Raw genomic sequence first — 11,982 nt, 5'->3', positions numbered from 1 at the left:
GCCAGTCCACCAAAATCAATACGGCATGATTTCCCGCTCGCAACCTACCTACGCTCCCCCGTCGCGCTCAATACGAACCGCGACCGGAGGACAGGCCGCGCTGGGCTGGGTACTACTGGCCGTGCCGCTGCTGGTTTTTGGCTGGGTGTGGCAGCAGTATGCCATCAACATACCCAAGTGGGACGACCACGCGCTGCGGGCTTTTCTGTTCAATACCGATCAGGAAACGACCCTCTCCGGTAAGCTTTATCAGCTCTTCAGGCAGCATAACGAACACCGGATTGTTTATGACCGACTGATTACTCTGCTCGACTACTGGCTGACCGGCAAGCTCAACTACGTGCACCTGATGGCCATTGGCAACCTGAGTCTGGTTGGCTTGCTGGCCGTCTTTTACGCCGTTCTGGGTCGAAGCGCCGGAGCCGCCAGCCGGAATACCGGCCTCTACGCCGTTCCGGTGGCACTGGTGCTCTTCAACCTGTCGCAGTGGGAAAATATGTACTGGGGCATGGCCGCTCTCCAGAATTTCTCGGTTGTTCTGTGGGTGCTGGCCGCTTTCTACTGGCTGGCCTACACAGACCGGTGGGGGCTGGCTGTTGGAGCCGCCGTACTGGCGACGCTTACGAGCGGCAATGGCCTGCTCGTCTGGCCTATTGGGTTTGCGCTACTCCTGCTCCGCAGCGCCGAAGTGCGGGCGGGTGCCAGCCGGACATCCTATCGCCCCTTGCTGGGCTGGACCCTGTGTGCACTGCTGGTCATAGGCCTGTACTTCGTTGGCTTCGAGAAACCAGGCGGGGCGCATGCCATCCGACCGGGCGTTACCGATCTGCTGAAGGGCTGGTTTGCCGTAATCGGTGCTGCCGGGGAGGCTTTGCCTATGGGCCGGCCGCTAACCAACAGCACGGCTCTGGGCGGGCTTACGGTCGTACTGACCCTGGGTATAGTAGGCATGGGCCTGGTTATGAACCAGCGCAGCCTTAGCCGCGTATGGCAGCAGGTCAGACACCCCAATCGGGCGGGCGGCCTGGCCACGATGCCGGCCATTGCGTTGTTTTTCTGGGGCAGCGCGGCCTTTCTGCTGGGCACGGCGGCTATAGTGGCCTACGCCCGGACTGGCTTCGGTGCCGATCTGCTCATCACCAGCCGCTACAAGATTTACTCGCTTACCCTGCTGGCCCTACTGTACAGCTATGTCGTGGCCACCCTGCCCGGTCGGCTGGGTCAGTGGGCCGGTCTGGTTGGCGGAGCTGGCGGTCTGGCCCTGGCCTGGCTGTCGTATTTTTCGTTCCTCGACGAAACGATCTGGTGGCGGCACTGGCTCACGACCAACCAGTTCAACTGGCACTATACGACCCGTCGGCCCGTTGCTCAACTCGATGCCGTAACGGCCCGCTATACCGACCCCGCTCCTGCTTTTTACGACACCGCCCTGCCTGTTCTGTTCAGCGCCGGTCGGCCGGGTAATCTGAAGATGACGGTTCAACCCAGTCCGGCCGGGTTCACGATCCAGGAAACAGAGCTGCCCCCCCAGGGCCTGCGCGATGCGGGTGCTTATGTGCTGGCCCGGTCCGGTCAACGGCGGTATCTGTTTCCTGTCTGGCAGAACAAACGGTCGGCAGGCGGGGCCCGTCTGCTGCCGGACCGGCAGTTTACCACCGGCTTCCGGGCCGACGTGTTGATGGCCGAACTGGCTGCCGGCACGTATCAGCTAAGCGTGCTGGTCGTTCCGGACGGCCCGGCAACACCTTATCTCATCAACACTGGCCAGACCGTTACGTCGGCGGGACAACCCGCCGATACAACCGAAAAAAACTGGTAGATTCAATCATCACTGTATGCAGTCCAATCAAACCCTGACCCCATCCGCTACCCGCCCGACTCTGACTCATCTGCTCCAGCTGGATGGAGTCCGGTTTATCGCCGTGGCGCTGGTTCTGTTCGATCACTGGATGGCAGGCCGGGTTGAGCTACCGCTGGGTGCGCTGGGCGTCACAATCTTCTTCGTGCTGAGCGGTTTTCTAATCACGCGGATTCTGCTCTCCAGCAAAGACAAGCTGAGTCATCAGCCCGGACGAGGATTTTCCAAGTACATGAAAGTCTTCTACATCCGCCGGACGCTGCGCATTTTTCCGGTCTATTACCTCACCCTGTTCGTGCTGTATCTGGTCAACGAGCCCCCCGTCCGGCGTACCTTCGCCTGGCTGGCCCTCTACGCGACCAACCTGTATATGGCCTACTTCTCGACCTGGATGGGCACCGTCGATCACCTGTGGTCGCTGGCCGTTGAAGAGCAGGTTTATCTGTTTTTTCCGCTGCTGCTGTTCGTCGTGCCCCGCCGGTGGGTGCCGCTAACGGCTGCGCTGATGATTATCGGGGCGGTATGCCTGCGGTACGTCATCTTCCGCGCCCGTATGCCGTGGTTCATCGGGTATGTGACCATGCCTGCCTGCCTGGATTCGTTTGGACTGGGCGCTATTATGGCGTTCTGGTGGCTCTACCAGCGCGAGCGTTTCAACCAGGTTTTCCGGTCGTCGGGCTGGGTCTGGGCCAGCGTCGGGTTGTTCATCATCGTGCTGGTAGCGACCAAGCTCCTCCCCGCCATTCCGGATCCGCGCGGCTGGACCGGTCACCACAACATCATGTCCGACGTCTGGGAGCGGCTGGCGGCCTCGCTGGTTGGTTTTTTCCTGATTGGGCGGGCGGTGATGGGCTTTACCAACCCCATTATGAAATGGCTGCTCGAAAATCCCGTAAGTCAGTACCTCGGCCGGATCAGCTATGGCCTGTATCTCTTCCACAACTTTGTTTTCAACGTATATCATACCCAGCCCACCCATTTTTCGCTCCGGGCCTGGCGCCGGCTTACAGACATGGCCCCTGTTCTGGATAGCACCTACGTGTTTCAGTTTTCGTTTTTCCTGTTGCTGACAGTTGCGCTGGCTACCGTTTCGTGGTATTTGATCGAAAAACCGATCAATAATCTGAAAGACCGTTTTTCCTATTGAGCACCCGGATTAGTCCGCTCGATAATCTACTAGACGGTTCGTCAGACTCCCGGCAACAATTTCTTATATTTGCGATGTTTAGGATGTATGTAGTGACTCTTCTCACTATACACCGTTCAGTATACATTCATCACTATATACCCCTGCATGAGTCTCCTCTTGTCAATAGTAATGCCGGCCTACAACGAAGAAGAAGTCATCGAAGTTGTTGTCCGGCAATGGACAGACATGCTGGCCCGTCGATTCCCTACCGAGAACACGCGCCTGATTGTTGTTAATGACGGTTCCCGAGATAATACTGGGGCTATTCTGGACCAGATCAAAGAACGCTACCCTAAACTGATGGTCGTTCATCAGCCCAATGGCGGCCATGGTAATGCCGTGGTAAACGGGTACCGGCAAGCCGTTGCGCTCGATTCCGAATACGTTTTTCAGACCGACAGTGACGATCAGTTCGTCACCGAGGATTTTGAGAAACTATGGGCCCGGCGAAACGACTCACCGTTTATTCTCGGCTACCGCGAAGAACGTTACGATGCGTTTGCGCGGCTGATCATCACCCGCATCCTGCGATTCAGTATCGCCTTCATCTACGGAACCTACATTATGGATAGCAATATCCCGTTCCGTCTGATCCGGGGTTCGTTCCTGCGTCGGCTGCTGGCCCAGCTGCCAACGCCAACGCCCTTTGCGCCCAACATTTTTCTGGCTGTTATGGCCAAGAAAGCCGGGTACAACACCTTCGATATTCCCATTACCCACAAAGAGCGGCAAACCGGTACGGTATCGATTCTGAAGTGGAAGCTGCTGAAAGTTTGTATGCAGAGTTTTAAAGAACTGGCTCAGTTCCGGTTCGACCTGGGCAGTAAAGTTAAAGCCCTCAAATCACCAGAGCCAGTAGCCGCCTGAAAACAAGTCTGCCCTTTTCCGGTAGTCCAGTCGCTGGCGTGTCCCTACGGGGCCGTAGCGCCCGGACCACTGAATCGGGTTGGCCAAAAACGTCATCATGAACTATAAATATGTTATTATCGGTTCGGGCCCTACCGGCTTGGGAGCCGCGTATCGCCTGAAAGAACTGGGCATCACCGACTTTATTGTCCTGGAAAAAGAAAACCGGATCGGGGGTCTGTCGAAAAGCTTTGTCGATGAACAGGGCTTTACCTGGGATGTGGGCGGCCACGTGCAGTTTTCCCACTACAAGTACTTCGACGACCTGATGCTCAAAGCACTGGGCGAAGATGGCTGGCTCAGTCACCAGCGCGAATCGTGGGTCTGGATCGAGAACCGGTTTGTTCCTTACCCGTTCCAGAACAACATCAAATACCTGTCGCCCGAAACGATGTGGAAATGCCTGGAAGGGATTATCCACAACTACAAATTCCCGAACAATCAGAAGCCGGCCAACTTCCGCGAGTGGATTCTGGCAACGTTCGGACAGGGGCTGGCCGACACCTTCATGTTCCCCTATAACTTCAAGGTGTGGGCTTACCCACCGGAAGATATGAACGCGGTTTGGGTGGGCGAGCGCGTTGCCGTTACCGATCTGCAGCGGGTTACGAAAAATATCATCTTCAATCAGGACGACTTTTCGTGGGGGCCGAACAGCACCTTCAAATTTCCGAAACAAGGCGGTACCGGCGGGATCTGGGAAGCCGTGGGCGATCTGGTTGGCCGCGAATACGTGAAGCTGAACTGTACGGTTGAGAAAGTAATTGGCCCCGAGAAGAAAATCGTGCTGGCCGATGGCTCAACCATTCAGTACGAACACCTGATGAGCACCATGCCGCTCGACCTCTTCACCCAGCGGGTCGAAGGGCTGGCCCCCGAAACGGTACAAACCGCCCAGGGTCTGAAACACTCGTCGACCAACGTGGTGGGTATCGGCCTGAAAGGCAAGCCGAAGCCAAGTCTCGAAACGATGTGCTGGATGTATTTCCCGGAAGCCAACAGCCCGTATTACCGGGTAACGGTATTCTCGAATTACAGCCCCAACAACGTACCCGATATCAACCAGCACTGGTCGCTGATGACCGAGACCAGCGAATCGTCGGCAAAACCCGTCAATCGCGAAACGTTGATCGACGACACCATCCGCGCCCTGGTTGAAGATCAGCTGATCGAGTCGGCCGACGATGTTATCTCGACCTTCCACATGGCGTTCGATTACGGCTACCCGACCCCTTCGGTCGAGCGCGACGGGATTCTGAAAGCTGTTTTGCCGAAACTGGAACCGTTCGGAATTTATTCGCGGGGCCGGTTCGGCGCCTGGAAATACGAGGTAAGCAACCAGGACCACTCGCTGATGCAGGGGGTCGAATGGGCTAACCGCGTAGCAGCCAACGTACCGGAGCTGACCCTGCCGTTCCCCGAAACCGCCAACGCGATGTGGGGTAAATAAATCTGAATTAGTATCCCGACGGGGCCACCCGGCCGTTGTGAGTGCGGAAAGTCGTAAGTAGTATGCCTACTTTGGCGATCTTTATCACTTATGACGACCAGCTGGCCCCGTCTTGTTTTGCTTATTTCTATTTACTCTATGAACCGTAACGTCTGGTTGGGTATTGGTGTAGTGGTGCTGCTGGTCGGTGGCTGGCTCGGCTACCGTCATTACCGGGCCAACGACCGCAGTATCGATGCATTCATTCCACCGGGGGCGCTGATGATGCTGGCCAGTGATCGCCTGCAGGATACGGTGTCGGCCCAGGCTTTGCGGAATGAGATCGCCCTGCGGCAGCTACCCGTTTTTGACGAAGCCCGTCAGCGGCTCGACCGGTTCCTGTACGCTACCGCCGACACGGCCACGGTGCTGCAGTTTATCTCGGGCAGGAACGTCCGGTATTCCCTCCATACCGTATCCAGAACGACCCTCGACTATATCTTCTACATTCCTCTGACAGAAACTGATCAGTCGTTTCTGCAACGGCTCACCAACCCCGATCCCCGCCAGTACCGGGTCCTTAATCACACGTTCTCGGGGGAGAAGATATTTGACCTGGTCTCGCGAGCGAATGAGCCGGTCGGTTCGTTTATCCTGACCGACGACTTCCTGGTTGGCAGCGTATCCGGCATCCTGGTCGAGAACGTAGCGCGGCAGATGCATCGTCCGCTCAAACTGGCCGAAAACGGCTCTATCATCCGGGTAGAAGGAAAAGTCGATGCCGACCATCCCGCCGGGGTCAGCGTTCGGCCGGAGGTGCTACAGGGCCTGTTCAGCGATGCAAGCTCGCTGGTACGGCTTTTCTTACCCGAGTCGTTAACCTTACAATTTCGGCCATCGGCCTCGCGGACCCACCTGATCGGGTATGCCGTCGATGAGATCGGTGGTCGGCGTGATGTAGCAGCCCTTTTTCAGGACCAGACGCCCCAGCGCATTGCCCGGCCCGACCTGATTCCGCAGACAACCGCCAGTCTGTACCATATCGGCATCAGCGATGCTGCGCGGTTTGGCCGGTCCCTGAGCCAGCTGCTGGGGTCCGCTTCCAGCGACTTCCTGCGCGACCGATTCGATCAGATCAAACCAGACACCAAACCGTTTTATCAGGCGCTGGACCGGGACGTGCTCCTCTGCCGCATGGAGTCGGCAACAGGCGCTCAGCGGCAGGTGCTTATCTTACCCGGCCGGGATGGTAAACAGCTCGTCAGTGCGTATCAGCGCATTGCATACCGCGCCGGCGCCACCGCCCCCGCTCCCCTGCGAAGCTTTCTGGGCCACAAAACGCTGCTCTTGAACGTTCCCGAGCTGCCTGCGTCCTTATTCAGCAGCCTGTTTACCGGCTTTCCGCAAAGCTGGATTACCCAACACGGCTCGGCCCTCATTGTGGCCAACAGCGAAGAAGCCCTGCAGGATTATCTTCAGCAGGTCCAACGAAAAGCGGTCTGGTCGGCCGACGACCGTCAGGCCGAATTTCTGAACGGTACCCTGCGCCCGGCCAACTTTACCGCCTTCGTACGGCTCAACCGGGCCCACACCACCGTACCAACAACCTGGCCGTTAGCCTGGCAAAATCTCCTCGACCAGCCAGACCCCGCCACGGGTAGCCCCGCCCTGGCCAATCTGGAGAACATGGCGTACCAGGCCAGCTACGGTAATGAAAATATTCAGTCGACGGTAATTCTCGGCCGCACGACCCGCCGGGCCAGCCGGGCCGTACTGAACAAGCTCCTGCTCCGCAAACGCACCGAACTGGCCGCTCCGCTCGTGGCAGCTCCTTTTGCAACCGGTAGCCTGAGTGACGGAACGGCACCGTTCTACGCCCAGCAGGCCGATGCGCAGCTGAGCCTGATCACCCCCAACGGCGATGGGGCCATACAGAGCAGCACCGACGGGCCGGTTCGCAGCAACGCGCTGGCCGTTGATTTTCTGGATAATGGGCGGTTGCAGTACCTGTTCATGACCGACCGGACGCTGTACATCGCCGACCCGGGTCAGAAGCCAGGTAGTACGGGTGCCGTATCGCTCCAGCAGATACCACTCCCCGCTGGTCTTGATCCAACTTACCTGGTACGCCCCCGGGGTAGCCGGCAACGCAGCATCGTTGCGCTCGCCACTCATCCAAACGGGCAGGTCTATGGGCTGGATCGTCAGCGAAAAGCCTTTGTTAAACTCATGAGCGCTCCCCGCAAAGGACCGTTGCTGCTGCCGTTCCAGATTATGGTTACCCCCGATGGTATGGATATCCTGGCCGCACAGGCGGACGGTACGCTCAACTACTGGCGCGAAACCGGTACGCAGCATCCTCATTTCCCGGTTAAGGTCGAGCGGCAGACCGAAGACGAACCCGACGTTCGCTTCGCCGGTCCCGCCCTGATTCCGCCCGGTCAGTCGACGTTACAGACCATCACCGACGAAGGTCAGCTCCTGACCCTGCTCACCAACGGGACTGTAACCAAACGAACGCAGTTGTACCGGCCCGTCCGCAGCGGCACGTTCCGGCTCCTTCCCGACGAAGAACAGACGAACTGGCTGGTGCTGCGCTCAACCGATACCGAGGTGGCCATACTGGATCAGAAAGGCGAACGCCGGTTCGAGGTCCGGGCGCTTCAGTCGGGTCGTAACAGCATTCGGTACCACCGGCTGGGCGCGGGGGTCGAGCTGGTGAGTATCAAGTCGGGCAGTTTCACCACCTTGTATGATCTCAACGGACGCATTGTAGGTGATCGACCCATCCCAAGCGATTTTCCGGTAGTTTTGCAGTTCGATGAGCGATCGAATGAGTTATACGTGCTCAGCAGCGTTCAGCGCGCCGTCAACCTTTACTCGATCCGGGTCCGATAATTTATTTTTCCATGCGTTTTCTTCGCTACGCTGTCTTAGTAATTGCCGGTATATTCTGGCTATGTGGCCTGTCGGCTACAGTTTCGCACTGGTTATACGAAGCCGGGGTCATAGCCGACGATTACCGCTATGGCGACCTGTACCGGTTGTCAGCGCTGCCTCAGTTCAAACAGGAACAACCCACCTGTACGCCTTCCAACCGCGACAGCGACACCGCGTCAACCCATCTGTACATCATCGGCGACAGTTTTTCGGAGCCGCAGCGGATTACCAAAGATGATTTTAGGGTCAGCCATTACCAGCGAGTACACTGGTACAACAAGCAACGGGCCCAGCTGGATACCAGCAAACGAAACGTGTTACTGATCGAAACCATCGAGCGCCATTTTCGGGATCACGTGACCCAGCCCGTGCGTGAGCTGGTCGTCGACGCCGACACCAACCAGTCGCGGCTACCACCGCCAACGGGCTGGGAGCGCGTCAAAACGGATATTCACTGGAGCGATGTGGAGCAACGACTCGAAACGGCCCTGTTCAGTCACCAGTGGGCCTTCTGGTTCAAGGAGCTAAAAGCCACGCTGACCCTGCGCTGGTTTGACCGGTCCAACGAGGGGGTTAGTCTGTCCCGGAACAGACAACACATCTTTCTGAACTCCGACACCGATACCAGCAGCGTACTATCGTCCTACTCGCCCCTGACCAGCGCTCAGGTCGATGCCTATGTCGATAGCCTCAATGCTACGGCAGACTATTATAAGCAGCAGGGCTTCGACGCCGTATATCTGTCGATCATTCCCAACAAAGCGAGTATCCTCGAACCAAACCGGTACGCCTATAATCACCTGATCGAACGTATTCAGCAACATCCGAAGCTGGCCGTTCCGACCATCGATGTGTACAGTCCTTTTAGCCAGGCCCCTGCCTCACCCTATCTGAAGAGCGATACGCACTGGGATTGTGAAGGGCGGGCTATCTGGCTGCGGCTGGTTCGGGAGAAAATAGGCATCTAACCACTGACCGATGAATGAACTTACGCTTACGGGTGTCGACCATCCGGCTGTTGCTGCCGACGACGTAGAAACCCTGGCCGACTGGTACTGCACAGTGCTGGGCTATACGAAGTGGTTCCGCCACTGGAAAGCCGATGCGGGCCGGCCGGTCTGGATGCTGCAGGCGCCCGACAATACCCTGCTCGAGATCATGCCCAAAGATGACACGACCCGGTCCCCCCGCACCACCTGGACACCCGGCTGGTCGCATCTGGCCTTGCGCGTTGCCGACATCGATCGGGCCATCGCCTATCTCGACCAGCAGGGCGTTCGCTGGGATGGCGAGCGGGTCGAGGCTATTGGCGGAGGCCAGGTCCGTAGTTTCTTCGATCCGGAGGGGAATATGCTTCAGATTCTGCAACGACCACCTGCGGACAGCTAATTGAACCGGCCTCCGCCAGCGCTTAATCTTTCAGATTTTTGAGGTAGGCAATACTCTGCGGCACCTGGGTTTTGATGCTGGGGCTTTCGTCTTCAATGTAATAATGCTGCACACCGGCTTTGCGGGCTGCCTTCAGCACAGCCGCCAGGTCGATCTGACCCGTTCCCAGCGCCACGTCATTCTCGACAGGAGTACCCCCTGACAGGTTGCCGGTAACGCCTTTGCGCAGATCTTTCAGGTGCATGAGTTTGAAGCGTTTGCCATATTTGTTAAGCAGGGCCACGGGATCCTGACCCGGAAAAAAAGTCCAGAGAATGTCCATCTCAAAGCTTACGTACCTGGGGTCGGTCTGCTGAACAATGTAGTCGAAGAGGGTGCCGTCCTGATAGGGCTGGAACTCGAAGCCGTGGTTATGGTAGCAGAACGTAATGCCATAGTCATCGTTCAGGCGTTTGCCAATCTGGTTGAAATCCGCCACGGTTTTTTTGGCCATGTCGAGCGTAAACGGTCCATCGTGCGGAATCCAGGCAACCCGTACAAATTTGGCGCCCAAGGTTTTGGCGTTCTGGCCCACCTCCTGCGTCTTGTTCAGGGCATCCGGGTAGCTAACCCCGAACGAGGAGCACTTCATGCCGCGTTCGTCGAGGAGCTTACGTAATTCAGCTGCGGTTTTCCCAAACAAGTTGGAGAATTCCATATCCGTTATACCGAGGGCTTTGATGGTATCGAGGGTTGCAGCCACATTTTTCGAGAAGCTGTTGCGATAGGTATACGACACCATACCCGGCGCCTGGGGGAATACTTTTTTCTGGGCCTGCACTACCGATGCCAGTAGCAAAAAGGCGAGGAGCAATGTGTTTGTCTTCACGAATCCAGCTTGATTAAAATAGACGATTGCCGCTTAATAAGCCATCGGCTTACGGAGCGTTTCGTGATTTCAAGCGAAAACCGCGCTGAATTTACCCATGCAATCAGTTCTGATTTTCAAAAACTCCACTCCTGCACTCGGGTAAGTATCTATAACGAAAACGGTCTGAATCCTCTATGACTCAGACCGCCAGCGAAGCACTCAGCGACTCACCCGCACGCTTTCCGGTACCTTATAAAATTGACACAACGGGCCCGGTGGCCGGTTGCGGGTCTTTGTGGGTACCGGTAGCCAGCCGCTGCAGGGTGTGATAGCACACATACGAACCCACCCCAACGGCTACAAAGAGCAGAATCGGTGCCCAGTAGACAACGGGCTTCCCAATAGCCTGAATGGAATACGCAGCCCCCAGCAGGTCGAAGAATAAACCAGCATAGGCCCACTCTTTAAGCCGGGGAAAACCAGGCACGAGGATGGCTACAACCCCCAGCAGCTTGGCCCAGCCCAGAAACGGAATCAGATAGACGGGGTACCCCATCTCACGAAATCCCTGAACCGACATGGGATCGACCATGATATTAGGAACAGCGGAGCCCAGCATCACAAAGGCGAACAAACCGGTGAAGATCCAGTACATGATTTTTGTCTTTTTCGTAGCCATGTTTACCTGTCGTTTGGTTGATTGATCAGGTAAATATACCGCCCGGCACCCGGCCCGACAGGGGGTAAACGGGGCAAATTCGGGGGGTGATCAGGCCATCTTTTCCCGTAGCGGACCCCGTACCGACGAAGCCAATAGATGGTAAAGCTGGCGCCCATGAGAACGGCCACTGGCCCGCCTGTAGATAAGCGGGTCGGTGGCCGTTTTAGGAGAGCAGAAAAACAGTAGCCTAGCGGGGATCTGTTTTATCGGTCTGCTGACTTAGCCTTTGGTAGTACTCATGCCCAGCTCGTTTATACTGTTGAAAGAGCCGTTCAAACTCGTCCATCGGTACCCCCTGCGGTTCTCCGACTTCGGGTAGCTTGTTTTCGGCAGACCAGTTTCTGTCTAAAAGCGTTTTGCGTAGAAAAGGGATCGTCTGCTCGGGAAGAGTCTGGTGCTGACTTTTGCTGACTGGCTGACGGCCGAGCCTGATGGTACAGGTAACTCGCTTAAAGGCTTTCGATTCATCAATATATTGCATAGGAGTCTGGAATTATCAGTCGTACAAAAAAAGCGCTGGCCGTTTGTTGATGTGTGATAGTCCAGCGGCTTCGTAGACAGACATAAATAATAAACAAATATTGTTTTTTGTTCACAATGGATATTAACGCATTTCGGTCACAGTTTTCCTCATTTCAGCCATTTTAGTTCTTTAAAGGTATTTTTTTACAAAAAAAGCCCCAGTTCATGGGGCTTTTGA

10 protein-coding genes are annotated in these 11,982 nt (G+C 56.5%); 7 read left to right on the top strand and 3 right to left on the bottom strand.

Annotated features, from left to right (window positions below):
- The first annotated feature begins 25 nt into the window (after positions 1-25).
- The 7 genes from EQG79_RS09010 (at position 26) to EQG79_RS08980 (ending at position 9,711) form a co-directional block, all read left to right on the top strand.
- Positions 26-1,819, top strand: coding sequence for a hypothetical protein (locus EQG79_RS09010; protein ID WP_240699318.1), 1,794 nt, complete (start codon positions 26-28; stop codon positions 1,817-1,819).
- A 16-nt stretch (positions 1,820-1,835) separates the two neighbouring features.
- Positions 1,836-3,005 (top strand): acyltransferase family protein, encoded by a 1,170-nt coding sequence (locus tag EQG79_RS09005; protein ID WP_129601232.1) that lies wholly within the window; start codon positions 1,836-1,838, stop codon positions 3,003-3,005.
- Between the two features lie 147 nt (positions 3,006-3,152).
- Entirely contained in the window at positions 3,153-3,914 is a 762-nt protein-coding gene (locus EQG79_RS09000) for a glycosyltransferase family 2 protein (RefSeq protein ID WP_077921818.1), read from the top strand.
- 97 nt (positions 3,915-4,011) lie between these two features.
- Positions 4,012-5,403 (top strand): protoporphyrinogen/coproporphyrinogen oxidase, encoded by a 1,392-nt coding sequence (locus tag EQG79_RS08995; RefSeq protein ID WP_077921905.1) that lies wholly within the window; start codon positions 4,012-4,014, stop codon positions 5,401-5,403.
- A 138-nt stretch (positions 5,404-5,541) separates the two neighbouring features.
- A complete protein-coding gene (locus tag EQG79_RS08990; RefSeq protein ID WP_129601231.1) occupies positions 5,542-8,280 on the top strand; it encodes a hypothetical protein in 2,739 nt (912 codons plus the stop codon).
- An 11-nt stretch (positions 8,281-8,291) separates the two neighbouring features.
- The gene (locus EQG79_RS08985; RefSeq protein ID WP_129601230.1) at positions 8,292-9,290 is read left to right on the top strand and encodes a hypothetical protein; all 999 of its coding nucleotides are present in this window, start codon (positions 8,292-8,294) and stop codon (positions 9,288-9,290) included.
- A gap of 10 nt (positions 9,291-9,300) precedes the next feature.
- Positions 9,301-9,711: a VOC family protein gene (locus EQG79_RS08980; protein ID WP_077921815.1), complete on the top strand. Its 411-nt coding sequence runs from the start codon at positions 9,301-9,303 to the stop codon at positions 9,709-9,711.
- 22 nt (positions 9,712-9,733) lie between these two features.
- Here EQG79_RS08980 and EQG79_RS08975 read toward each other — a convergent pair whose 3' ends face one another.
- The 3 genes from EQG79_RS08975 to EQG79_RS08965 form a co-directional block, all read right to left on the bottom strand.
- Positions 9,734-10,579, bottom strand: coding sequence for a sugar phosphate isomerase/epimerase family protein (locus EQG79_RS08975; RefSeq protein WP_394343302.1), 846 nt, complete (start codon positions 10,577-10,579; stop codon positions 9,734-9,736).
- A gap of 232 nt (positions 10,580-10,811) precedes the next feature.
- Positions 10,812-11,240 (bottom strand): DoxX family protein, encoded by a 429-nt coding sequence (locus EQG79_RS08970; protein ID WP_129601229.1) that lies wholly within the window; start codon positions 11,238-11,240, stop codon positions 10,812-10,814.
- Between the two features lie 229 nt (positions 11,241-11,469).
- Complete coding sequence (locus EQG79_RS08965) at positions 11,470-11,763, bottom strand: hypothetical protein (protein WP_129601228.1); 294 nt, start codon at positions 11,761-11,763, stop codon at positions 11,470-11,472.
- Positions 11,764-11,982 lie beyond the last annotated feature (219 nt).

It is taken from the genome of Spirosoma sordidisoli (genome assembly GCF_004138325.1).
Classification (GTDB): Bacteria; Bacteroidota; Bacteroidia; order Cytophagales; family Spirosomataceae; genus Spirosoma; species Spirosoma sordidisoli.
This window is presented reverse-complemented; position numbering and strand designations above follow the sequence as displayed.

What these genes read in the sequence shown, in the direction of transcription:
- EQG79_RS09010 (WP_240699318.1), top strand. Translation starts at nt 26, where the DNA reads ATGATTTCCCGCTCGCAACCTACCTACGCTCCCCCGTCGCGCTCAATA.
- EQG79_RS09005 (WP_129601232.1), top strand. Translation starts at nt 1,836, where the DNA reads ATGCAGTCCAATCAAACCCTGACCCCATCCGCTACCCGCCCGACTCTG.
- EQG79_RS09000 (WP_077921818.1), top strand. Translation starts at nt 3,153, where the DNA reads ATGAGTCTCCTCTTGTCAATAGTAATGCCGGCCTACAACGAAGAAGAA.
- EQG79_RS08995 (WP_077921905.1), top strand. Translation starts at nt 4,012, where the DNA reads ATGAACTATAAATATGTTATTATCGGTTCGGGCCCTACCGGCTTGGGA.
- EQG79_RS08990 (WP_129601231.1), top strand. Translation starts at nt 5,542, where the DNA reads ATGAACCGTAACGTCTGGTTGGGTATTGGTGTAGTGGTGCTGCTGGTC.
- EQG79_RS08985 (WP_129601230.1), top strand. Translation starts at nt 8,292, where the DNA reads ATGCGTTTTCTTCGCTACGCTGTCTTAGTAATTGCCGGTATATTCTGG.
- EQG79_RS08980 (WP_077921815.1), top strand. Translation starts at nt 9,301, where the DNA reads ATGAATGAACTTACGCTTACGGGTGTCGACCATCCGGCTGTTGCTGCC.
- EQG79_RS08970 (WP_129601229.1), bottom strand. Translation starts at nt 11,240, where the DNA reads ATGGCTACGAAAAAGACAAAAATCATGTACTGGATCTTCACCGGTTTG.
- EQG79_RS08965 (WP_129601228.1), bottom strand. Translation starts at nt 11,763, where the DNA reads ATGCAATATATTGATGAATCGAAAGCCTTTAAGCGAGTTACCTGTACC.